Below are 24,999 nucleotides of genomic sequence, written 5' to 3' on the forward strand. Positions count from 1 at the left end.
CTAAAATTTACGTTCATTATAAAAAAATGTCCGTGGGAAGGTTGCACCTTCCCGCGGACATTTTCAATTATTCACTGGTTTTGTCCCAGCCTCTTTTTTAAAACCAATATTACTTGTAACCCATCAGAATAGTATGATACGATCAAAAACGTGTTTTCAAAAGCTTGTTGAGGGTATATATGTATAGTCCCTAGTTACCAGGCAACTATTTCCCTATTTTTTGTAAATACATGTACAGGGACAATAAAAAAATGGAAGGAGAGTAAAATGAAAAAGATATCGAGTGTTTTTTGGATTACATTAGCAATTGTATTAGCAGCAGTCATTTATGCAATCGCAGCACCATCAAGTTTTGAAGAGGCTACTGCTAATTTACAGGCATTTATTTCATCAACCTTTGGTTGGTACTACTTAATTATCGTTACTGGTATGGTTATATTTTGCATTATTTTAGCTGTTACACCAATTGGACAGATCAGACTTGGGAAACCTGATGAGCGTCCTGAATATTCAACAGGTACATGGTTTGCAATGTTATTTAGTGCAGGAATGGGGATTGGACTTGTTTTCTGGGGGGCAGCTGAACCAATGCTGCACTTTGCAGGAAACCCTCCATTAGCAGAAGCTGGCAGTGACCAGGCGCTTAAAGATTCAATGCAGTACACATTCTTTCACTGGGGATTGCATGCATGGGCTATTTACGCTGTAGTGGCGCTTGCTCTTGCATACTTTAAATTCCGTAAAGGTGAACCAGGGCTGGTTTCAGCAACTCTGGTACCGCTATTTGGTGATAAAATGCGTGGTGGCTGGGGTACTGTCGTTGATGTTCTTGCCGTGTTTGCTACCGTAGTTGGTGTGGCGACAACATTAGGGTTCGGAGCCATTCAAATTAATGGCGGTCTGGCTTATTTAACAGGTATTGAAATCAGTTTCCCGGTACAAGTAGCAATCATTGCGGTTGTTACAGTTCTGTTTATGATTTCAGCATGGAGCGGTATCAGTAAAGGGATCAGATACTTATCTAACACAAATATGGTTTTGGCACTCGCGTTAATGATCATTATGTTAATCATTGGTCCAACAATGCTGATTTTGAATTTATTTACTAATTCTCTTGGGGCATATGCCCAAAATTTACTTGAAATGAGCTTTAGAATTGCACCACTTGACCAGGGGAATCGTGACTGGATTAATGCCTGGACAATTTTTTATTGGGCATGGTGGATTTCATGGTCACCATTCGTAGGTATCTTTATCGCCCGGGTATCCCGTGGACGTACAATCAGAGAATTTATGGCAGGTGTTCTTGTACTGCCATCGCTCGTAAGTTTCTTCTGGTTTGCTGTGTTTGGTTCAAGTTCGATCAATGTTCAGCAACAGGGTAATGTTGACCTCACAGGACTGCTGACAGAAGAAGTATTGTTTGCGGTATTTAATGAATACCAGCTTGGAATTGTTTTATCAGTAATTGCGATTTTACTGATCAGCACTTTCTTTATTACTTCAGCCGACTCAGCTACTTTTGTATTAGGAATGCAGACAACAAATGGTTCATTAACTCCTCCTAATACTGTTAAGCTTACATGGGGGCTTGCCCAGTCAGCTGTGGCAGTTATTCTATTATCAGCGGATGGCCTGCAGGCACTTCAAAACGCATTAATTGTAGCAGCCTTTCCATTCTCCTTTATTATGATATTAATGATGATTTCAACCTATAAAGCGTTGAATCAGGAGAGAAAAGAGCTTGGATTAATGATTAAACCGAAGAGACAGAAAAAAGAAGAAAAACAAGTGAATGAATAAGCGAAAATCCCCCTTTGCGATATTACGCAAAGGGGATTTTTCATTTTTAGCACAGCTGTAAATAGTAGCAAAAGCGAATGAGTCCGTTTAAGGAAGCAGGACAGGTGAGACACGCAGAAAAAAGGGCGAGGAGGTGGGCTGGAGCCTTAACTAAGCGACCCAATGCAAATAACGTTTATTTGGTGCGGATACTATCAGGAGAGTGTAACTGTGGGATCTAGTTTACATTTATTTTAGTTATAATCAGACATAGCATCAGAAATTATGTTTGAAAATAGATAAATTTGTCGCTATAGTTAAGTTAAGTTCACTTAACTATTTAGGAGAATTCCATGACAACTACACACTTTGATATAAAAAGACTACATGCAACAATTGACGAAATGAGCGACTTGCTTTCAAGGGAATTGGACACGTTGGAACAGTTTAACCTTACAGATCAGCAGGAAAACTACTTAATGTATTGTGTTACAAATGCACCCTTAACAGCTAAAGAACTGGTAGAGGAATTTCAGGTTTCAAAAAGCGCAATCAGTCAGGTAGTAGCAAAGTTAGAAAAAGAAAGATTTATTGAGAGAGAAAAAAACCCTGAAAATTTAAGAGAAACTTTAATATATCTTGGACCAAAAGGCAGAATGTTTGCAAGAAGACTGGAAGAGTTTAATAGTAAAATCCAAAATGAATATTACGTTCATCTGACAAGTGATGAGATCAAACAGATGATTTCTTCAATTGAAAAGCTGAACAAAGTGATAAAAGAAAATCAATCCGGCTCATGATTCATTACAGTCGCTTGTAATTTCTGTTCAGCAAGAGTCCGATCCGTTACAATAGAGAAGTGACTGAAGATGAAAGAGGTTAACAGGTTGAGTACAAAAAAGAAAAGAAAAGTTTTGAAGTGGAAAAGAGTTGCTGCTTTATTTTTTGCAGTATGTTCGATTATTATATTTTCCGCTGCTTTTGTATTGTTGAGTGATGACAGCTATATGGGAAAGACACTGGATCTTTTAGAAGAAAATGGAATGCCGATGGAACTTGAAATACCAGATGAAAATATTAGTATTTATAAAAAAGCCGGTGAGGAGTACAACATGGATTGGAGGCTTTTAGCTGCACATCATCGTGTGGAAACTCGTTTTTCAACTATGGATACACTCGTTTCACCAGTTGGTGCAGAAGGGCATATGCAGTTTATGCCATGTACGTTTATCGGATGGACACACCCGAGTTGTGAAGGACTCGGAGAAGGAAATATTCCACAGGAGGAATTAACCGATCCGGCAGCTATCGAAATGTACGGCGGTTATGGTGTGGATGCAAACAATGACGGTGTGGCAGACCCTTACGATCTTGAAGATGCCGTTTTTAGTGCAGCTAATTACCTCTCACAGAATGGGGCTTCAGATGGTGAGCTAGAAAAAGCAATATTTCTATATAACCGGAGTGACGAATATGTAGAGGATGTACTCGGTTTTTATGAGGATTATAAAAATAAACACCCTTAAGCAGGAGGCACTATGAAAAGGTTTATTTTTTTAGTCATGATTCTGCTGTTATCCGGGTGTCAGGAAAGCAGTCTCACAGGAGAAATTATTTACGTTGTTGATGGGGACACGCTCGACGTTCAGTTTGAAGATGGCACTGAAGAGAGAATCAGACTTCTGCTAATTGACACACCCGAGACCAAACACCCGACCATTGGAGTTGAACCCTTCGGACCTGAGGCTTCTGAGTTTACTTCACAATTTGAAGGTGACCAGGTGGAGCTTGAACTTGATGTGTCCGAAAGAGATCGATATGGCAGATTACTAGCTTATGTGTGGCTTGATGATCAAATGCTGAATGAAATGATATTAAAAGAAGGTCTGGCAAGAGTGTCTGTTTATCCGCCTAATACAAAATACGTTGATGAATTCAGGGATATCGAGCGCAAAGCAAAGACTGATGAAAAAGGTATATGGTCAGTTGAAAATTATCAACATGCAGACAAAGGTTCATCTGAAAAATCTGATGAAAGCTGTAATATAAAAGGAAATATTAATTCGCGCGGAGATAAAATTTACCACACCGAATCTTCTGCATACTATGAGCAGACAATACCTGAAGAATGGTTTTGTACTGAAGCAGATGCAATAGAGGCAGGATTCAGAGCGCCAAGATAGGAGTGAAACCTTCTTATGAAACCTAAAGAGTATACCCGCTTAGATGCAAGTGAACTTGCAGGTTTAATTAAATCAGGTGAAATAACCTCAACAGAAGCTGTTGAAGCAGCTGTAAAGATCATTGAAAAAACAAACCCGGACCTGAATGCTATTACAAACCTAAGAATTGAAAAGGCTTTTGAAGAAGCAAAAAATCCGGATCTCGACGCACCATTCAGCGGAGTCCCAATCTTACTAAAGGATATGTCGCAGCAAGTGAAAGGTTCTCCTGCAACCGCCGGGTCAAAGCTGCTTAAAAATGTTGTTGCACAACGTGACAGCTTTTTTACTGAGTCTGTAAGAAAATCCGGTTTTATCATTCTGGGACATACGAATGCTCCGGAATTCGGTTTGAAGAATATTACTGAACCGGAATTGCATGGACCATCAAGGAATCCTCATCATAAAGATTTTTCTCCCGGCGGTTCGAGTGGAGGAGCAGCTTCAGCAGTTGGATCCGGTATGGTTCCACTGGGCGGGGCAAGTGATGGCGGAGGTTCTATTAGAATACCTGCCTCATTTACAGGATTGATCGGGTTAAAACCTACCAGAGGCAGAATGCCGGTTGGACCAGGCACAGGCAGGCAATGGCAGGGAGCTGCTATAGACTTTTTTCTAACAAAGTCTATTAGAGATACTGCTGAATTACTTGAAAGTATGCAGGTTTATCAAAGGGAAGCTGCTTTTCATACACCTTTATATGAAGAAGGATACATAAAATCACTTAACTCTAAGCATTCATTTACAATTGCCTATTCCACTGTTTCGCCTGTTGGTACGCCGGTAAGTCCCGAGGCTGAGCAGGCGGTCATGAAAACTGTTGCAGCGCTTGAAGCGATGGGGTTTTCATGTGAAGAAGCAAAGCCTGATATTGATGGCATTGAGCTTATGAGACAATATTATCTGATGAACTCAGGTGAAATGGCATCTATGATTTACCAGCTCGAAAGGTCATTGGAGAGGGAACTGACAGTTTACGATATGGAAATTGAATCCTGGGCGCTGTATCAGGCCGGATTAAAGTGTTCAGCAGGTGAGTTCAGCAGAAGCCTCAGTGTATGGGATCAGGCTTCTGCAATGATGCATCATTTTCATCAGAAATATGATTTGTATATCACACCGGCAACAGCACACACAGCTCCTGAAATAGGTGCGCTTGCACACGACGGCGAGATGGTGAAACAGCTTGAAGGAATAGGAAGTTATTCTGCTGAAAAACAGCAGGAGCTGATCTACCAGATGTTTGAGCCGAGCTTAACGTTGACGCCTTTTACTCAGCTGGCTAATTTAACAGGGCAACCGGCGATCAGTCTACCGGTGTACAATGCAGGTATGCCGATTGGTGTACAGATCATGGCCCCTAAAGGCTGTGAACACTGGCTGCTTAATATCAGTCATTTATTAATGGAAGCTCGCTGATAACATTATGCTGATAAAGCACTTATTTGACATGTGAACAATTAAATAAAAATATAATCCGCTTAAAATCAGGTTTTTTTAACAGAACGAATCGTAAAGTTATTTATTGATAAGTTTTAGTTATCAAACAACATAACTTTATTGATATTTACTTATGAAGCCAGTTGTATTAAGATTGAATTGTGCGAAAAAAGTTACATAACGTCGCTTTACTAATTATTCAGAGGGGGAAAAAAGATGGCTAATCAGGATATTTTTCAATCGAAAAAATCTTTTGAACTTGAAGGTAAACGCTATCATTATTATGAATTAAAAGCACTTGAACAAGAGGGTCTGACAAACATCTCCAAGCTGCCATATTCGATTCGTGTACTTTTAGAATCTGTATTACGTCAGTATGATGGCCGCGTAATTAAAGAAGATCATATTAAAAACCTAGCAAACTGGGGATCAGAGGACGTAAAGGATTCTGAAGTTCCTTTTAAACCGTCCCGCGTTATTCTTCAGGACTTTACCGGTGTGCCGGCGGTTGTTGACCTTGCTTCACTGCGAGATGCTATGTCTAAAATGGGTGGTTCTCCGGATAAAATCAATCCTGAAATCCCGGTGGATCTTGTTATTGACCACTCTGTACAGGTAGATAAGTACGGTACACCTGATGCTCTTCAGGTAAATATGGATCTTGAATTTGAAAGAAACGCTGAGCGTTACCAGTTCCTTTCATGGGCACAGAAAGCATTTGATAATTATCGTGCTGTACCACCTGCAACAGGTATCGTTCACCAGGTTAACCTTGAGTACCTTGCCAATGTAGTTCATGCAATTGAAAACGCTGAAGGCGAGACAATCGCTTTCCCTGATACGCTTGTTGGTACTGATTCTCATACAACAATGATCAACGGTATTGGCGTACTTGGCTGGGGTGTTGGCGGAATTGAAGCTGAAGCAGGAATGCTTGGCCAGCCTTCATATTTCCCGATTCCTGAAGTAATTGGCGTACGTTTGACGAATGAGTTGCCTCAAGGTGCTACAGCAACTGACCTTGCACTGAAAGTAACTCAGGTGCTACGTCAAAAAGGTGTTGTTGGTAAATTTGTTGAATTCTTTGGCGACGGGGTTGCGAACCTTCCGCTTGCTGACCGAGCAACAATTGCCAATATGGCACCTGAATACGGCGCAACTTGCGGATTCTTCCCGGTAGATGAAGAATCTCTTAACTACATGCGCCTGACTGGCCGCGACGATCGTGATATTGCAGTCGTAAAAGAATACCTTCAGTTAAACGATATGTTCTTTACGACTGATAAAGAAGATCCGACTTATACAGACGTTGTTGAGCTTGATTTATCTAAAGTTGAACCGAATCTTTCAGGACCTAAGCGTCCTCAGGATTTGATTCCATTATCAGCAATGCAAAAAGAATTCCATAAAGCGCTGACAGCTAAAGAAGGCGTTCAGGGATTCGGACTTGAAAAAGAAGAAATCAATAAAGAAGCAGTTGTTGAATTCAGCAATGGTGATGTTGCACCTATGAAGACAGGTGCAATTGCAATCGCTGCAATTACAAGCTGTACGAATACATCAAACCCTTATGTTATGCTGGGTGCAGGTTTAGTTGCGCAAAAAGCAGTTGAGCTTGGCATGGAGGTTCCTAAATATGTGAAAACTTCATTAGCACCTGGATCTAAAGTTGTATCAGGATATCTGCGCGATGCGAACCTTCTTGACCCACTGGCTAGTCTTGGCTTTGACCTGGTAGGTTACGGATGTACAACGTGTATCGGTAACTCGGGTCCGCTTCTCCCTGAAATTGAAAAAACAATTTCAGAAAGTGACCTTCTTGTGTCATCAGTCCTGTCAGGTAACCGTAACTTTGAAGGACGTATCCACCCATTAGTACGTGCTAACTACCTGGCATCTCCACCGCTGGTTGTTGCTTATGCACTTGCAGGTACAGTAGATATCGATCTTCAGAAAGATCCGATCGGTAAGGGTAAAGACGGACAGGACATCTTCCTGAAAGATATCTGGCCGACTACTGAAGAAGTAAATGAAATTGTTAAATCAACTGTAACACCTGAACTCTTCCGTGAAGAGTATGAGCGTGTGTTTGATAATAACGAAAGATGGAATGAAATTGAGACAAATGATGATGCACTGTATGCATTCTCAAATGACTCTACTTATATTCAGAATCCTCCTTTCTTTGAAGGGTTGACTGAACACCCATCTGCAATTGAAAAGCTTGCCGGTCTGCGTGTAGTGGGTAAATTTGGAGACTCAGTAACAACGGACCATATTTCTCCGGCAGGTGCAATTGGTAAAGACACACCGGCAGGAAAATACCTTCGTGAAAACGGAGTTGAAATCCGTGACTTCAACTCATATGGTTCACGACGCGGTAACCATGAAGTGATGATGCGTGGTACGTTTGCCAATATTCGTATTCGTAATCAGATTGCTCCTGGAACTGAGGGCGGTTACACGACGTACTGGCCAACAGGCGAAGTCATGGCGATCTATGATGCATGTATGAAATATCAGGAAGATAATACCGGACTGGTCGTACTTGCAGGAAAAGACTATGGAATGGGTTCATCCCGTGACTGGGCTGCAAAAGGTACTAACCTTCTTGGAATTAAGACTGTTATCGCAGAAAGCTATGAGCGTATTCACCGTTCAAACCTTGTGTTTATGGGCGTTCTTCCGCTTCAATTCAAAAAGGGTGATAGTGCTGAATCACTTGGATTGACTGGTAAAGAAACAATTTCTGTTAACATTACCGATGACGTTAAACCACGTGATATTCTGACAGTTACTGCAACTGATGAAAATGGAAAAGTAACTGAATTTGAAGTGCTTGCACGTTTTGATTCAGATGTAGAAGTTGATTATTACCGTCACGGTGGAATCCTGAGAATGGTTCTTCGTGATAAGTTAACTGTATAAAAACGCAATCCGACAGTGTAACAGCTGTCGGATTTTTTTAATGCGAAATAATTATAAAATTTAAATAATTCAGTTTAAACACAGTCATATTGTGACATACTGATAATAGGAGGTGAAGATGAATGAGAGTAAAAGGAAAGTCCTTTCAGGAATTGCTGGCAGAGAATCGATCTGACATTAAAAGAGATCCGGTAAAAATGGATCGGATTGAGGAAAGACTGGAGAAAAGGTGGATTACATGGACTGAAAAAAGTTAATCAGATCGCATTCTGTCCAGTTAGGATAGGGTGCTTTTATTTTTGATCTACTCATTTTTTCGTTATAATATAAGAACATTCAGATGAAATGAGGGTTATACATGCTCGTTGCACAAAAAGATATAGAAGTACGCTATGCTGAAACAGATCAAATGGGTGTCGTCTATCATGCAAATTATTTAGTGTGGATGGAAATTGGACGGACATCGTTAATTGAAGAAATGGGTTTTAAATACACTGATATGGAAGAAGAAGGGATTCTGGCCCCCGTGATGGATATCAATATTTCCTACAAGAGTCCTGCAAAATATGGTGATGCTGTCACTGTACATACATGGATTGATCATTATGATGGATTGCGGACACATTACGGATATGAAATTCTGCTGGCAGATGGAAAAATTGCTGCTACCGGATTGAGTAAACACGTCTGTGTTAAAAAAGATAATTTCAGACCCGTATTGATTAGAAAACATTTTCCTGAGTGGCATGAAGCATGTGAAAAATATAAAAAACTGTCTGATATGCAGGAGACCAGATCTTAATGGCATTCGGGCTTAAAAGACAGGAGCTTCTTCAATGGAAGAGGGATATTGATAGGGGTAAGGTTGCTTTCATTACACACTACTGGCTGGATGAACGTTTTGATGAGATGAAGACAGTAACAAAGGTTGGAGCTAAAGATCTCGGTAAACTCTATGATTGGGGCAGGCAGTATGGTCTGAAAAAGGATTGGATCCACATGCGGGAAGATGGCTACTCCCATTATGACCTGATTGGCAGCGTGCAAGTTGAGATATTAAAGGCTGAAGGGATGCAGGAGCAGATGGATCGGTTTAATATAAAATAAAAACCGCATTTCTGCGGTTTAGGACTTTTTATACTCATATTCAGGCCCATCAAGCTTTGCATTATAAGATACATGAAGATCATGACCGTCAAAATACCATAAGTCGCTTTCTTCAACAAAAAAATGTATACCGTCTTTTTCAGCTTCGGCAGCAGGTTCGCCAGGTTCATCTTTGGATACGCCCAGTGAGAACCCTTCCTGTACAGCGCTGGATCCGCCGTATTTTGCGAAGAACCTGACATGTGCACCTTCTTCAATCAGCATTTCATTTTTAAACCATTCAAGTGCATCATCTGTTACGATTATATTCATCAGAAAATTCTCCTTTCGATGCTGTTAACACTCAACAGCTGTTAGGTTAGTCCCTATTATAGATCAGAAAATTTACTGTGACAAAGAAAGGGTGTTATCGTGGAAAAAAAACTTTTTACGTGGATTGGATTGTTTATCTTTGGAGGGCTCTTATTACAGGTTTTTATTCAGCTTGAAACCAAATATTATATGGAGGCCCTAATTTCCATTGCTGCAGGTGCTATTATTTACACCGGACTTATCATATTAAGTCGAAAGAATCGCAATGCCTGGTTATTGAGTACAGGGGTACTTGCCGGAGCAGCAATCGTCATGATTTTCTTATCTCCTCATTTATTTGCGCATTAATAAAACCGCGACAGGATTGTCGCGGTTTTTATTACATCCACTTTATTTTAGGTTCAGTTTTATTTTTGATCCGTGCAATATTGTCTTTATGTCTTATAACAATAAAAATCGACATAACGCCAACAATGAGGGTTAAAAATAGGTCATTAGTAAAGATCAGACAATAAATAATTCCAAATAATGCAGCTGACATGGATGAAAGTGAAACGTATTTTGAAAGCTTCAGGACGACTAAAAATACGAGTACTACCAGTACAAACAAAATTGGGGCATATCCAAGGACCACACCTGAAGAAGTAGCTACAGCTTTACCGCCTTTAAAACCGGCGAATATGGGAAAGATATGACCAATGACTGCAGCAACCCCGGCAATCAGCATCAAATCCGGCATGTCTGCTAATAGAGGAATAAGAGTGGCTGCTGTTCCTTTTAAAATGTCAATCACTGTGACCACAATACCGGCTTTTTTACCTAATGTTCTGAAAGTATTGGTTGCACCAAGGTTTCCACTGCCGTAGTTTCTGATATCTTTTTTATAAAACATTTTCCCAATCCACAGACCGGACGGAATAGAACCGAGTATGTAAGCAGCAATAAGTATAAGACCAATTTCCATAATAAATTCTCCTTATAATATGTATGAATACTATTATATTATCATGAAAAGACATTGAGAAAATAAACTTTTCGTCATTCTCAGATTTTGACTGCAAATAATTCGACATATCCTGACGCAAATGTGTTTATGAAATTTGGACCAGGGAATGTAATAATAGATATAGGAAGGGGTAGATCTATGATAGTTTTTAAGAATGTATCTAAAACATTTCCGGACGGAACGGAAGCAATTAAAGACATGAACTTACATATTAAAGAAGGTCAGCTCGTTGCACTTATCGGTCCAAGCGGATGCGGTAAGACAACAACGATGAAAATGATTAACAGACTGATCAGCATCACATCAGGTACGATTGAGATAGATGGTAAAGATACGGCTGGTGTAAAGGAAGTTGAACTCAGAAGAAACATAGGTTATGTCATACAGCGCATCGGGTTGTTTCCGCATATGACAATTGAAGAAAACGTAGGGCTGATCCCAAAGCTGAAAGGTAAAAAGAAAGCTGAATATCAGGACAGAGTCAATGAGCTGTTAAACCTTGTAGGGCTGGATCCGGATACTTATAAGAAGAGATATCCACTTGAGTTAAGCGGAGGCCAGCAGCAGCGTGTAGGAGTTGTCAGGGCACTTGCTGACGAACCGCCGATTATCCTGATGGATGAACCATTCAGTGCACTCGACCCGATCAGCCGTGAGCAGCTGCAGGATGAATTAAAACAGCTTCAGATGAAAATCAAAAAGACCATTGTTTTTGTTACACATGATATGGATGAGGCGCTTAAAATCGCTGATGAAATTGTTTTATTAAAAGACGGTGTGATTCAGCAGATTGCTTCACCCGAACAACTGCTGCGTGAACCTGCAAACGATTTTGTCAGATCATTCATCGGGGAAGAACGGATACAGACATACCTCAACGATCATTCCAGACAAAGTATCCACGCTTACATTGATAAGGCTGCAAAACCTCACCATAATGAGTATACGATTGATGCTTCTACATCGATTAAAGAAACTGTCAGATATCTGATTGCCAATAAAACAGATTCAGCTGTTGTTATTGAAAACGATAAAGTTACCGGTTCTGTTCATAAAGATCGATTGCTTGCTGTACTCGCCGGAATCGATGAAGAGGAGGCGCTGAAGTGAATTTCTTTCAGACATTTATTGACACAGTGACTTCACGCCAGGATTTGATTGTAGAAGCAACGCTTGAGCATTTATATTTATCGTTTACCGCGATTTTCATAGCAATTATTATTAGTCTTCCACTTGGAATATTTATTTCGAGAAAGCAGAAAGTTGCAGAATTCTATATTGGGGTAACAGCAGTATTTCAAACCATACCTAGTCTGGCATTGTTTGGATTTTTAGTGCCAATTATGGGGATTGGATTTGAAACGGCTCTGATTGCACTGATTATTTACGCTTTATTACCGATCCTGCGGAATACTTATACAGGCATTACAGGAGTAGATCAGGCAATCATAGAAGCAGGCAAAGGAATGGGAATGACGGACCGTCAGATACTATTTAAAATAGAACTGCCATTGTCATTACCATTTCTGATGGCTGGTATCAGAACTGCAACGGTTCTTACTGTTGGTGTGGCTACACTCGCAACTTTCGTTGGTGCTGGCGGACTTGGTGATGTAATTTGGAGAGGCCTTCAGTCATATAACAACAGCCTTGTACTGGCTGGTGCGATACCGGTAGCACTGCTGGCACTGCTTTTTGACTTTATTTTAAAAATGTTAGAGAAAAAAACTACACCTAAAGGATTAAAATCATAATGAGGAGTGACAAAATGAGACAGAAAAAAATAATCGCAGGAGCATCATTCATTGCCCTGTCAGGAATACTTGGTGCATGTGGAAGCGACAGTGGTTCAGGAGACAGCAGCGACCCGATTATCGTTGCCGGAAAACCCTGGACAGAACAATATATACTTCCACACATTATGGAACTTTATATTGAGGGGAATTCTGATTATGAGGTTGAACTTGAAGAAGGGCTCGGGGAAGTATCAATTCTTACACCATCATTAGAAAATGGTGACATCGATATGTACGTTGAATATACTGGTACCGGGCTTGAAGCGGTATTAAACGAAAAAGCTGAGCAGGGGGAAAGCAGTGACTCTGTTCTTGAACGGGTAAGAGAAGGATATGAAGAACGTTTTGATGTAACTTGGCTTGAGCCATTGGGGTTTGAAAACAGTTACACAATGGCATACAGAAAGAACGAGGGTATAGATGCATCGACATACAGTGAATTAGCTGAAATCAGCAGTGACCTGACTTTTGGAGCTCCCCACCCATTTTATGAAAGAGAAGCTGACGGTTACGATGCGCTCGTAGAAGCATACGGCTTTGAATTTGAATCTGCTGAAAGTTTTGATCCAAGTATCATGTATGATGCTGTCAGAACAGGTGAAATTGATGTTATTCCGGCATTTACTACTGATGGCCGTATTGAACGATTTGATCTGGCCACTACAGAAGATGATAAAGGCTTCTTCCCTAAATATGATGCTGTACCGGTTGTACGACAGGAAATTCTTGATAATTACCCTGAACTTGAAGAGGTACTAAGTGGACTATATGGACAAATTTCTGCAGTAGAAATGCAGGAAATGAATGCAAAAGTGGACATTGATGGAGAAGATTACAGAACTGTAGCAGAAGAATTCCTAACAGAAAAAGGACTTATTGAAGAATAAGGAGTGTTTATAATGGAAAATCCTGATCGCAATGAAATCAGATCGATTTTGCAGCAGTCAAAAAAGATTGCTGTCGTAGGTCTCAGTGATAATCCGGCAAGAACGTCATATAGCGTGTCAAAAGCAATGCAGGATGCTGGCTATGAAATTATCCCTGTAAATCCTATGATCAAAGAAGCATTAGGTGTTCAGGCTGTTCCAAGCCTTAAAGATTTGCCTGAGTCAGTGGATATTGTTAATGTATTCAGACGTTCAGAATTTCTAAAAGAGCTCGCCGATGATTATCTTGAGACAGATGCACCGGTATTCTGGACACAGCTTGATGTGATTGATGAGGAAGTTTATCAGAAGTTGACTGATAAAGGTAGAAAAGTGATTATGGACCGCTGTATTAAAGTAGAACATAGCATTACCCGTCCCTGATGATGGAAAGCACTGCTTAGTTGCAGTGCTTTTTTCTGTTTTTTAACAAATAAATTTAAAAATAATACGGGTTGACACAATGAATTTATCTGATTGCATTTGAAAAGCCTGATAAAATAAGTATAGAATATGATGGGTACAGTATTTATATGATATAATAAAGAAAAACGAACACCTGTTTGTATAGTTGGAAGGGGAATTTTAGTGGCTAAAAAAGCAATGATGGAATATAACGATGATGCCATCCAGGTGTTAGAGGGCTTAGAAGCAGTCCGGAAAAGACCTGGTATGTACATTGGCTCTACTGATGCACGTGGTCTTCATCACCTTGTTTATGAAATTGTCGATAACTCTGTAGATGAAGCGCTTGGCGGATATGGCAGACGGATCGATGTGAAAATACATGAAGATGACAGTATTTCTGTGCGCGATTACGGACGGGGTATGCCTACAGGGATGCACAGATCCGGTAAGCCTACACCTGAAGTGATCTTTACAGTCCTGCATGCCGGCGGTAAATTCGGTCAGGGAGGCTATAAGACGAGTGGAGGCCTGCACGGCGTTGGGGCATCTGTTGTCAATGCACTGTCACAGTGGCTTGATGTAACCATTTACCGTGATGGCTCTGTTTTCAAACAGCGCTTTGAAAATGGAGGCAAACCGGTAACAACGCTTGAAAAGGAAGGGTCAACAAGAGAAACAGGGACACTGATTCATTTCAAACCGGATCCTTCTATATTTAGCACAACTCATTTTAATTATGAGACATTGAGCGAAAGGCTGAGAGAAAGTGCTTTTTTATTAAAAGGCTTTGCGATTGAAATCGCAGATCTCCGTGATGATAAAAAAGAAGTGTTTCAATTTGACACAGGCATTGAAGCCTTTGTTTCGTACTTAAACGAAGAAAAAGATACTCTTCATCCGGTCGTATCATTTGAAGGGGAACAGTCTGATATAGAAGTCGAGTTTGCATTCCAATTTAATGACGGATTCTCTGAAACCATTCTTTCTTTTGTTAATAACGTCAGAACGAAAGATGGCGGCACGCATGAGGCAGGGGCAAAATCCGCTGTAACCCGTGTTTTTAATGAGTATGCAAGAAAAGTCAGTCTGTTAAAAGATAAAGATAAAAACCTTGAAGGCAGCGATATCCGGGAAGGTTTTGCAAGTATTGTTTCCATCAGGGTTCCTGAACAGATCCTTCAGTTTGAAGGACAGACAAAAGGGAAACTTGGTACATCGGAAGCACGTTCTGCTGTTGATGCAGTCGTTACAGGAAAACTGCTCTATTTCTTAGAAGAGAACCCTGATATCAGCTCAATGCTGATAAAAAAAGCGATCAGAGCACAACAGGCAAGAGAAGCAGCAAGAAAAGCAAGGGAAGATGCCAGAAACGGAAAGAAGAGAAAAAAATCTGATACGATTCTGTCAGGAAAACTGACCCCTGCCCAATCAAAAAATGCTGCAAAAAATGAACTCTACCTTGTTGAGGGAGATTCAGCAGGTGGTTCAGCCAAGCAGGGACGTGACCGTAAATTCCAGGCAGTTTTGCCGCTGAGGGGTAAAGTTGTTAACACTGAAAAAGCTAAACTTGCGGATATCTTTAAAAATGAAGAGATCAATACAATCATTCACGCAATTGGTGCAGGAGTGGGACCAGACTTTAATCTTGATGATGTACAATATGACAAAATCGTGATTATGACTGATGCTGATACTGATGGAGCGCACATACAGGTACTTCTGCTGACTTTCTTTTACCGTTATATGAAGCCGCTTGTCGAGGCAGGCAGAGTGTATATTGCACTTCCTCCACTGTATAAAGTGAGTAAAGGCTCAGGGAAGAAGGAAGTCATTGAATACGCCTGGACTGATGATGAGCTGGGCAGTGTAACCAAAAAAGTGGGCAAAGGATATACGCTTCAGCGTTACAAAGGTTTGGGTGAGATGAATCCTTCACAACTCTGGGAAACAACAATGGACCCTGAAACCAGAACATTAATCAGAGTCCGGATTGATGACGGGGCACGAGCGGAACGAAGAGTAACTACACTGATGGGTGATAAGGTAGAGCCCAGAAGAAAATGGATTGAAACTCACGTACAGTTTGGCCTTGAAGAGAATGAAAATATTCTTGAAAATGAACAAATGATGACATCAGAGGAGGAATAATTAATGACAGCGACAGAACGCTTTCAGGATCTTCCTCTTGAAGAAGTGTTAGGGGACAGATTTGGCCGTTACAGTAAGTATATTATTCAGGAAAGAGCATTGCCTGATGCGCGGGACGGTCTAAAACCCGTTCAGCGCAGAATTCTTTATGCGATGCATATGGAAGGTAATACACATTTAAAAGGTTTTAGAAAATCTGCAAAAACAGTCGGTAATGTGATTGGTAACTACCACCCTCATGGAGATTCCTCCGTTTATGAAGCCATGGTGAGAATGAGTCAGAGCTGGAAAGTAAGAAATCTTCTTGTTGAGATGCATGGTAATAATGGAAGTATTGATGGTGACCCGGCTGCAGCAATGAGATATACAGAGGCGAGACTTTCAGCAATATCAACTGAACTGTTAAGAGACATTGAATCAGATACAGTAGATCATATCCCAAACTTCGATGATACTTCTGAGGAGCCGGTTGTGCTTCCTGCAAGATATCCGAATCTGCTTGTAAACGGCTCTACTGGTATCTCAGCCGGTTATGCGACTGAAATCCCTCCACACCATCTGGGTGAAGTGATTGATGCTGCTGTGATGAGAATTGAAAAGCCTGAGTCGACAGTTGAAGAACTTATGACAGTCATCAAAGGTCCGGATTTCCCTGGAGGAGGTATTATTCAGGGTGTTGATGGAATTAAAAACGCCTATGAGACTGGCAAGGGTAAAATTGTTATTCGGGGAAAAGTAGATGTGGAAGACATCCGTGGTGCCAAGCAGCAGCTGGTGATTACAGAATTGCCTTATGAAGTAAATAAAGCTGTTCTTGTAAAGAAAATGGATGAATACCGTGCTGATAAAAAGGTGGAAGGTATTGCTGAAGTAAGAGATGAAACAGATCGCACAGGTCTTAGAATTGTAGTTGAGTTAAAAAAAGAAGCAGATTCAAATGGTGTCCTTAATTTTCTTTATAAAAATACAGATCTTCAGGTTCACTATAATTTCAATATGGTCGCTATCCACAAGAAACGTCCAATGTTAATGGGCCTTCGTGATCTCCTTGATGCATACATTGGACATCAGAAAGAAGTAGTTACGAGAAGAACGAAGTATGACTATGACAAAGCGATGAAGCGCAAGCATATTGTAGAGGGGCTAATTAAAGCACTTTCGATTCTTGATCAGGTGATCGATACGATCCGCGGTTCGAAAGATAAAAAAGATGCAAAAAATAATCTTGAACAGCAATATGCTTTTACTGAAGCGCAGGCAGAAGCGATCGTATCACTCCAGCTTTACCGTCTGACAAATACTGATGTGACTGCACTTCAAAAAGAATCAGATGAACTTGATAAAATGATCAGTCAGCTTGATGCCATTCTTACCAGTGACTCGAAACTGATGTCAGTCATCAAAAAAGAGCTTAAGGGTATCAAAAAGCAGTACGAAGATAACAGACGCTCTGTGATTGAAGACAAGATTGAAGAACTGAAAATTAATATGGAAGTCCTGGTTGCGAGTGAAGACGTAGTAGTCTCAGTCACAAAAGACGGTTATATTAAGCGTACTTCACAACGATCCTACGCAGCGTCTAACGGGCAGGACCTTGCAATGAAAGAAACTGACAAGCTTCTGTCACTGCTGAACATTAACACGACTGATTCGCTTCTTTTATTCACTAATAAAGGAAACTATATTCATTTTCCAGTGCATATGCTGCCTGAAATCAGGTGGAAAGATCTCGGTCAGCATTTCTCTTCAATTGTTTCTTCAGATAAGGATGAAGAAATTGTTCATGCTGAAGGCGTTAAAAGCTTTGAGCATGATTCACTGATTTTTATTACCAAAAAAGGTATGGTGAAAAAGTCAGAATTGAAACTGTACAATGCGCAAAGAACAGCGAGAGCACTTGTTGGTCTGAATGTGAAAAAAGACGATGAACTCATCGCCGTACACAGAACTGATGGGAATCGTACTTTGATGCTTGCCACGCATTTTGGTTACGGACTGCGCTTTAAGGAAGAAGAAGTGAGCATGGTTGGTCAGCGTGCTGCAGGCGTAAAGGGTATCAAACTAAAAGATGGTGATTATGTAGTATCGGCTTTTATTGCAGAAGTCGATGATCACCTTCTTGCGGTAACCCAGCGCGGAGCAGTAAAAAAGATGTCAGCTAAAGAGTTTGAGCTGGGATCTAGAGCAAACAGAGGACTGATAATGCTGAGAGAGCTGAAAAAAAATCCTCACCGACTTGTGCAGCTGTTTAAAATCGAGGCTGATGACGAATATATTCTTGAGACTGACAAGGAGATACGCACGTCTGTCACGCCAGTTAAGCTGCGTCCAAACGACAGATATTCAAATGGTTCATTTATTATTGATGAGGCAGAAAAGGGAACTGTGATAAAAGCATGGAAAACAGCCGCTGCCAAAGAGGTTTAGTATACGGTTAATATTGGGAATGGAAGAGGGAACTGCCTTCTTCCATTCCATTTTCATTTGTAATACTTTAGCTGTGTTAGAGGTAAAAGTTGTTTTCGCACAGCCTTAGCGGAATCAACAGCCTAATTTAATACAGGAACACTAAATTAAAGGGGGAATCCATTTGGTGACGCTTCAATTTGTTTCGATGATTGACAATGCAGCGACAGCGGTTAACGGCATTTTATGGGATTACATATTAATTATTGTATTGATTGGCTGTGGACTTTACTTTACGATCAGAGGGGGCTTCTTACAATTCACCTCCTTTGGTGACATGCTGAAATTGTTAACTGAAAAAACTACGATTTCATCTAAAGGAAGGAAAGGGATATCTTCCTTTAAAGCATTTACAATTTCGACTGCATCCCGTGTAGGTACAGGAAACCTGGCCGGGGTTGCAACTGCTATTGCTCTTGGAGGACCGGGAGCAGTGTTCTGGATGTGGATCATTGCCCTGGTTGGTTCCGCTACAGCATTTGTGGAATCGACTTTAGCTCAGGTTTACAAAGTCGATGATGAGAAGGACGGTTTTCGTGGCGGTCCGGCTTATTACATGGAAAAAGGACTCAATGCAAGATGGTTAGGTATTATATTTGCAATTATTATTTCCATCACATTCGGTCTGGTATTTAATTCAGTTCAGTCCAACACGATTTCGCTGGCTTTAGAAGGCTCATTTGGATGGGACAGACAGATCGTAGGACTTGTGCTTGTTGTACTAACTGCGGTTGTTATTTTCGGTGGTGTCAAACGTGTCGCTGCTGTAACAAGCATCGTTGTACCGGTTATGGCCATTCTTTATATATTATTGGCATTATTTGTCCTTGTTACTAACCTGGATCTTGTATTCCCGATGTTTCAGATTATTTTCAGTAATGCTTTTGGTTTTACTGAAATTGTCTCCGGTGGTATTGGTGCTGCAATTCTAAACGGAGTAAAGAGAGGACTTTTCTCTAATGAAGCAGGTATGGGTAGTGCGCCGAACGCTGCTGCTACAGCAGGGGTTACACATCCTGCCAAGCAGGGACTGATTCAGGCACTTGGTGTGTTTGTTGATACAATTATCATTTGTACAGCTACAGCTTTAATTATCATTATGTCCAACGAATATCTGAATGGAAGTGATGGGATCCAGTTAACTCAGGATGCACTTGCTTACCATGTAGGGGACTGGGCGGCTGGATTCATTAGTATTGCAATTTTCCTTTTTGCGTTCAGTTCAATTGTAGGGAACTATTATTACGGTGAAACAAATATTGAATTTATCCGTAATAATATGCTTTACGTTAATATCTATCGATTCATCGTGGTCGGTATGGTCTATTTTGGAGCGGTTCAGGAGTTTGGGGTTGTATGGAATCTTGCTGACGTATCGATGGGTACGATGGCGCTGATTAACTTAATCGCGATTTCACTTATGGCACCGCTGGCTTTCAAAGTATTGCAGGATTATAAAAAGCAAAAGAAACAGGGGCTCGATCCGGTATTTTATAAAAACAGCATTCCTAATTTGAAAAATACTGAATGCTGGGATGACGGTCCTGAAAAAGAATAAGGCTAAATCGGCCCGACCTTCGCTTGAGATGAAGGTCGGGCCGATTTTATAGCTATAAAAGTAAAGTATTAATGAATTAAAATTTACTTGATTCCTGATTTATCGTAAACTCATCTGCAAGAGCTTCATTGACTGAGTGTTCAAAGCTCTGAAGGTCACTGCGGTCTACAACAGGATCAAGTTGATTCCAATCAACATATCTTACAAAATATTTTTTGCGGATTCGTGAGAGGTACACGACGGAGTGAGGAAATTCTTCAAAATATGCTCTTACTCTTCCGCGCCCCGCATAACTCCAGCGTATTAGATTCATTATCATCACCATTCATAGTGTAGCACGAACAAGTGTGCGAATGAAGTGGAAATGTAAAGGAGCGTTTTTTATGAGTGAATTATTTTTTGTGTATGGTACGTTAAGAAAACACGGAAGCAGAGATATTGTTTTGAAAGATGAACAGATGATTGCTTCCCAGGCATGGACGAAAGGAAAATTGTTTTTAGCCGGTAATCTCGATCCAATTTTGAAGTTGGAAGAAGATGAACGGTCTTATGGGGAATTATATGAAGTCAGCTCACAAAAGAGTGAAGAATTAAAAAAATTATTCTCACTGAATGGTGATCTGATGAAAATTACAGTATATACTGACCACCTAGGTGAGCAGACTGCATATGCCCATATAGCAAATGATCAGACTGAACTGAAAGACGAAATCCGTTTTAATGACTGGCTGATACACATGGAGATGGACCGTCCGATTCAGTATTATTTTGCCTATGGCTCATGCATGGATGATGAACGGTTCCGGCTTGCGAAGGTAGATCACCTGTTTTTAAATAAAATAGGAGGCGGGAAAGTAGACAGACTCGAAATGAATTATTCATTAAGTGTTCATGATGGCGGCAGAGCAAACATTATTGAAACAGGCGGCCAGGGTGAAGGTGTCTTATATAAAGTAAACCAGAATGCTGTTGAATATTTATTTGAACGTGAGGGAGTCGACAGTGGCATGTACCGTCCTGCGATGGTTGATGTAACTGTAGATGGCATACACTATCACAAATGTATTACCTTTATTGTGCTCGATCCTGTTGATGAGTCTGCACCGCCGCTACATTACGCGACTGAAATTATTAGAGGTTCAAAAGGTGTAGTCAGTGATGAATATCATAGTAAGCTGATGAAAGACCTGATGGAAAAGTTTAATCTTGAAATTGACTTAGATAAAAATTAAGCCTAACCCCCTGTGTATGCTTATCACATACAAAGGGGGTTTAATTATAGTTCTCATATATGTAGGAACTTAACACTTAAAATTAAATATCCCGATATTCAGTGTTCTGCTGCGTTGAGAAGGCAAAATTCGGATTTATACGAAATCTCACCCCTTTGATAACGCTTTCACTCCCTTTATCTGCTTCTAACTCACTACCTTCAAGTTTTGCCTTGCGTGTATCTCTCTACGTGTTACGATAATACCCGTGATTAAAAAAGCGAACAAAAAACCGAACAATACATTTGAAAATAAACGTGAAAACAAAGGAGATGGGCATATTGAGTAAAGATTTAAGAGTCGCATTTATTGGAGCAGGAAATATGGCAGAGGCAATGATTTCAGGGATTGTTAAAACTGGAACATTAGAGCCGCGTCAGGTAACTGCAACAAATAGAAGTAATGCTGACCGTTTACTTGAACTCCATAATGAATACGGTATTCAGGGAATTATGAGAGATAAATTACAGCTTTCTTCATATGATTTGATCTTTATGGCTATGAAACCAAAGGATGCAGAAACTTCATTAAGAGCAATTAAAGATCATATTAGACCTGATCAGGTTGTAATGAGTGTACTTGCCGGTATCTCTACTGAATTTATGGAAGAGAATCTGAACGAGGGGCAGCAGGTCATCCGCGTTATGCCGAATACGTCAAGTATGCTGAGAGAATCTGCTACAGCGATCTCACCGGGACAAAATGTAACGATGAAAAACGTAAAGCTGGCTAAAAGCTTACTTTCAGCAATCGGTGAAGTATATGTGATTGAAGAAGATCAGATGGATCTGTTCACAGGAATCGCAGGTAGCGGACCGGCTTATTTCTATTATCTTATGGAGCATATCGAAAAAACTGCTGAAGAGAACGGAATGGATGTAAAGCAGGCCCGTGAAATTGGTGCACAGACGATTCTTGGTGCAGCAAAAATGATGATTGAACGCGAAGAAACACCAACACAACTAAGACAAAATGTAACATCTCCAAACGGTACAACTGCTGCTGGCCTGGATGCACTGAATGAAAATGGCGGTGGCAATGCGATTAAAGCGGCAATCGAAGGTGCAATGAACCGTTCAAAAGAAATAACAGAACAAATGGCTAAAGTAACAGTACAGTAAATATATAAACCAAATAGACAGAGATCGAAATCTTTAAATCAGGAGTGATAGCATGACATCGGATAATCAAAAGAGAGTCGTAATTAAAATTGGAAGCAGTTCATTGACAAGTTCATCAGGTGATATCAGCCGCAGAAAGATTCAGCGTATTACAGATCAGGTGGCTGAACTGAAAGATGACGGGCATGAAGTTGTATTAGTATCTTCAGGTGCAGTCGCAGCGGGATACAGAACACTTGGATTTGTAAACCGCCCATCATCATTACCTGAAAAACAAGCAGCGGCAGCAATCGGACAGGGCCGTCTGATTGAAACGTATTCTGAGTTGTTTACTTCTCATGGATACGCAGCTTCACAAATCTTAATTACACGCAGTGATTTCTCCGATGAAACACGCTATAACAATGTCAGAAACACCATTAACGTTCTGCTCGAGCGTGGTATTGTACCGATTGTAAATGAAAATGACACTGTGACAACTGACAGATTAAGATTTGGAGATAATGATACGTTATCGGCAAAAGTTGCAGGTCTTGTGGATTCAGATCAGTTAGTGATTTTATCTGATATTGACGGACTTTATAACGATGATCCACGTAAAAATCCTGATGCTGAATTGCTGAAAGAAGTAACTGAAATCACACCTCAAATTGAGGATATGGCTGGTGAACCAGGTTCAGCTGTCGGTACTGGCGGTATGCGATCTAAAATTGACGCATTTAAAATCTCTATGGCTTCAGGAATTCCATCATTCCTGGGTAAAGCCGGTGTGAAAAACATCATCGTGGAAGCAGTTAATGAAACTGCACGCGGAACGTATTTTGAACTTGAAAAGATCGATATCAATCTTGACCGTAAACGCCAGTGGATTGCATTTAATTCAGGGCCTGAAGGTGAAATTCTGATTGACAAAAATGCTAAGGATGTAATTGTGAATGAAAAAGGCAATCTGCAGCCTAGTCAGATCTATCAGATCAACGGATATTTTAAAAAGGGAAGCGTCGTACGCATCCTTGATACTGACAATAATAAACTTGGTCTTGGAGTAGTAAATTATTCATCGAAAGACCTTGAACAATTCCAGCTTGAACAGACGAATCAAAACGCTGAAGCAGCTATTAACAGTGAATCCTTTGTATGTGAACTTGATGTAGCGATTCCACTTGGCGTCTAAAATGAATCAGATAAATCGAAATAAAAACTCACAAGGAGTGGTTAGATGACTACAATGACAAAAGTGAATGTAAAACAACAGGCACAGGCAGCTCAGAAAGCATCTAAGGAACTTGGATTACTATCTACTGAAACAAAAAATAAAGCGATTCTCACTATTGCAGACCATCTTGAAAATCATACAGCTGCAATTCTAGAAGCAAATGAAAAAGATCTTTCTAACGGTCGTGAAGCCGGATATGATGCAGCTTACATGGACCGTCTCGCACTTGATAAGGATCGTGTGAAAGACTTTGCTGAAGGGCTGCGCCAGGTAGCGAAGCTTGAAGACCCTTCAGGTGAAGTGACAGATGAGTGGACGCTTGAAAACGGTCTGAACGTACAGACAATACGCGTACCCCTTGGTGTGATTGGAATGATTTATGAAGCTCGCCCAAATGTAACTGCTGATGCCACTGGTCTGGCACTTAAATCAGGTAATGCTATCGTGTTAAAAGGTGGTTCTTCTGCAATCAATTCAAACCGTCAGATCGTCAGTGTAATGAAAAAAGCACTTGAAGAAACTGAGATTTCTTCTGATGCTGTTCAATTTATCGATAGCACTGACCGCTCTGCTACAGAAGAATTGTTTACAATGAAAGAACACATTGATGTATTAATCCCACGCGGAGGCGGGAAACTGATCTCAGCAGTAGTCAATAATGCGACAGTACCTGTACTTGAAACAGGCGTAGGTAACTGCCACATTTATATTGATAAGGATGCAGATGCTGATAAAGCTATGGCCATTCTGGTGAATGCGAAAACTGACCGCCCTGCAGTATGTAATGCAGCAGAAACAGTCATTATTCATGAAGCATTCTTAAAAGCTAATCAAAATTTAATTGTTGATACGTTAAACGAAAATCAAATCAGTGTATATGGTGATGATGCAGCTGTTGCAGCTGTACCAGGCGCTAAAAAAGCTGAGCATGACCAGTGGGCGAATGAATTTTTAAGTCTTGATATCGCGATGAAAATCGTTTCAGATGTAGATGGGGCAATTGCTCATATCGATGAATACGGCACAAAGCATTCTGAAGCCATTGTCACTGAGAATGAGGAAACAGCTAAGCGATTTAAAGGCATGGTGGATGCTGCAGCAATTTATCAAAATGCATCTACACGTTTTACTGATGGAAGTGCACTTGGATTTGGTGCAGAAATCGGTATATCAACTCAGAAGCTTCACGCGCGCGGACCAATGGGACTGCCTGCATTAACAACGATAAAATATGTTATGACTGGTAACGGTCAAATCCGATAATACTAATAAAAAAGCAGCCATAGCGGCTG

General features: G+C 40.5%; 23 protein-coding genes. 21 read left to right on the top strand and 2 right to left on the bottom strand.

The features are described from left to right. Window positions 1-267: 267 nt before the first annotated feature. The 9 genes from KP77_RS09770 (at window position 268) to KP77_RS09805 (ending at window position 9,479) form a co-directional block, all read left to right on the top strand. A complete protein-coding gene (locus tag KP77_RS09770) occupies window positions 268-1,803 on the top strand; it encodes a glycine betaine uptake BCCT transporter (protein ID WP_041122553.1) in 1,536 nt (511 codons plus the stop codon). A 332-nt stretch (window positions 1,804-2,135) separates the two neighbouring features. Further along, window positions 2,136-2,582: a MarR family winged helix-turn-helix transcriptional regulator gene (locus KP77_RS09775; RefSeq protein WP_041122554.1), complete on the top strand. Its 447-nt coding sequence runs from the start codon at window positions 2,136-2,138 to the stop codon at window positions 2,580-2,582. Between the two features lie 87 nt (window positions 2,583-2,669). After that, the gene (locus KP77_RS09780; RefSeq protein WP_235420706.1) at window positions 2,670-3,308 is read left to right on the top strand and encodes a lytic transglycosylase domain-containing protein; all 639 of its coding nucleotides are present in this window, start codon (window positions 2,670-2,672) and stop codon (window positions 3,306-3,308) included. A 12-nt stretch (window positions 3,309-3,320) separates the two neighbouring features. Further along, entirely contained in the window at window positions 3,321-3,965 is a 645-nt protein-coding gene (locus KP77_RS09785; RefSeq protein ID WP_041122556.1) for a thermonuclease family protein, read from the top strand. Between the two features lie 15 nt (window positions 3,966-3,980). Continuing rightward, entirely contained in the window at window positions 3,981-5,423 is a 1,443-nt protein-coding gene (locus KP77_RS09790) for an amidase (protein WP_041122557.1), read from the top strand. A 237-nt stretch (window positions 5,424-5,660) separates the two neighbouring features. Then, on the top strand, window positions 5,661-8,372 hold the full coding sequence (gene acnA / locus KP77_RS09795) for an aconitate hydratase AcnA (protein WP_041122558.1): 2,712 nt from the start codon (window positions 5,661-5,663) through the stop codon (window positions 8,370-8,372). A gap of 122 nt (window positions 8,373-8,494) precedes the next feature. Beyond that, complete coding sequence (locus KP77_RS17845) at window positions 8,495-8,629, top strand: FbpB family small basic protein (protein ID WP_084218659.1); 135 nt, start codon at window positions 8,495-8,497, stop codon at window positions 8,627-8,629. 101 nt (window positions 8,630-8,730) lie between these two features. Next, on the top strand, window positions 8,731-9,174 hold the full coding sequence (locus KP77_RS09800; RefSeq protein ID WP_041122559.1) for an acyl-CoA thioesterase: 444 nt from the start codon (window positions 8,731-8,733) through the stop codon (window positions 9,172-9,174). Further along, entirely contained in the window at window positions 9,174-9,479 is a 306-nt protein-coding gene (locus tag KP77_RS09805; RefSeq protein ID WP_041122560.1) for a hypothetical protein, read from the top strand. Before KP77_RS09800 ends, KP77_RS09805 begins: the two co-directional genes overlap by 1 nt. Window positions 9,480-9,497: 18 nt before the next feature. Here KP77_RS09805 and KP77_RS09810 read toward each other — a convergent pair whose 3' ends face one another. Further along, window positions 9,498-9,791, bottom strand: a complete 294-nt coding sequence (locus KP77_RS09810; protein ID WP_041122561.1) for a HesB/YadR/YfhF family protein — start codon at window positions 9,789-9,791, stop codon at window positions 9,498-9,500. 99 nt (window positions 9,792-9,890) lie between these two features. Here KP77_RS09810 and KP77_RS09815 point away from each other — a divergent pair, with 99 nt between their 5' ends. Beyond that, window positions 9,891-10,139 (top strand): hypothetical protein, encoded by a 249-nt coding sequence (locus KP77_RS09815; RefSeq protein WP_041122562.1) that lies wholly within the window; start codon window positions 9,891-9,893, stop codon window positions 10,137-10,139. Window positions 10,140-10,170: 31 nt separating this feature from the next. Here KP77_RS09815 and plsY read toward each other — a convergent pair whose 3' ends face one another. Then, window positions 10,171-10,755: a glycerol-3-phosphate 1-O-acyltransferase PlsY gene (gene plsY / locus KP77_RS09820; protein ID WP_041122563.1), complete on the bottom strand. Its 585-nt coding sequence runs from the start codon at window positions 10,753-10,755 to the stop codon at window positions 10,171-10,173. A gap of 180 nt (window positions 10,756-10,935) precedes the next feature. Here plsY and KP77_RS09825 point away from each other — a divergent pair, with 180 nt between their 5' ends. The 11 genes from KP77_RS09825 (at window position 10,936) to KP77_RS09880 (ending at window position 24,970) form a co-directional block, all read left to right on the top strand. Then, window positions 10,936-11,907, top strand: coding sequence for an ABC transporter ATP-binding protein (locus KP77_RS09825; RefSeq protein ID WP_041122564.1), 972 nt, complete (start codon window positions 10,936-10,938; stop codon window positions 11,905-11,907). Beyond that, window positions 11,904-12,551, top strand: coding sequence for an ABC transporter permease (locus tag KP77_RS09830; protein WP_041122565.1), 648 nt, complete (start codon window positions 11,904-11,906; stop codon window positions 12,549-12,551). Before KP77_RS09825 ends, KP77_RS09830 begins: the two co-directional genes overlap by 4 nt. 14 nt (window positions 12,552-12,565) lie before the next feature. Continuing rightward, entirely contained in the window at window positions 12,566-13,480 is a 915-nt protein-coding gene (locus tag KP77_RS09835; protein WP_052474064.1) for a glycine betaine ABC transporter substrate-binding protein, read from the top strand. 12 nt (window positions 13,481-13,492) lie between these two features. Further along, a complete protein-coding gene (locus KP77_RS09840) occupies window positions 13,493-13,903 on the top strand; it encodes a CoA-binding protein (RefSeq protein WP_041122566.1) in 411 nt (136 codons plus the stop codon). Between the two features lie 219 nt (window positions 13,904-14,122). Beyond that, the gene (gene parE / locus KP77_RS09845) at window positions 14,123-16,075 is read left to right on the top strand and encodes a DNA topoisomerase IV subunit B (RefSeq protein ID WP_200889065.1); all 1,953 of its coding nucleotides are present in this window, start codon (window positions 14,123-14,125) and stop codon (window positions 16,073-16,075) included. A 3-nt stretch (window positions 16,076-16,078) separates the two neighbouring features. Then, window positions 16,079-18,502: a DNA topoisomerase IV subunit A gene (gene parC / locus KP77_RS09850; RefSeq protein ID WP_041122568.1), complete on the top strand. Its 2,424-nt coding sequence runs from the start codon at window positions 16,079-16,081 to the stop codon at window positions 18,500-18,502. A gap of 187 nt (window positions 18,503-18,689) precedes the next feature. After that, window positions 18,690-20,099 carry an alanine/glycine:cation symporter family protein gene (locus KP77_RS09855; RefSeq protein ID WP_041122802.1) on the top strand — a complete coding sequence of 470 codons (1,410 nt, stop codon included), beginning with the start codon at window positions 18,690-18,692 and terminating at the stop codon, window positions 20,097-20,099. A 383-nt stretch (window positions 20,100-20,482) separates the two neighbouring features. Then, the gene (locus KP77_RS09865; RefSeq protein ID WP_041122570.1) at window positions 20,483-21,331 is read left to right on the top strand and encodes a gamma-glutamylcyclotransferase; all 849 of its coding nucleotides are present in this window, start codon (window positions 20,483-20,485) and stop codon (window positions 21,329-21,331) included. Window positions 21,332-21,642: 311 nt separating this feature from the next. Then, window positions 21,643-22,491, top strand: a complete 849-nt coding sequence (gene proC / locus KP77_RS09870) for a pyrroline-5-carboxylate reductase (RefSeq protein WP_200889066.1) — start codon at window positions 21,643-21,645, stop codon at window positions 22,489-22,491. Window positions 22,492-22,543: 52 nt separating this feature from the next. Beyond that, the gene (proB, locus tag KP77_RS09875) at window positions 22,544-23,665 is read left to right on the top strand and encodes a glutamate 5-kinase (RefSeq protein ID WP_041122572.1); all 1,122 of its coding nucleotides are present in this window, start codon (window positions 22,544-22,546) and stop codon (window positions 23,663-23,665) included. Between the two features lie 45 nt (window positions 23,666-23,710). After that, entirely contained in the window at window positions 23,711-24,970 is a 1,260-nt protein-coding gene (locus tag KP77_RS09880; RefSeq protein WP_041122573.1) for a glutamate-5-semialdehyde dehydrogenase, read from the top strand. Window positions 24,971-24,999 lie beyond the last annotated feature (29 nt).

The sequence above is a fragment of the Jeotgalibacillus alimentarius genome (assembly GCF_000829445.1).
In the GTDB taxonomy this organism is placed as follows: Bacteria; Bacillota; Bacilli; order Bacillales; family Jeotgalibacillaceae; genus Jeotgalibacillus; species Jeotgalibacillus alimentarius.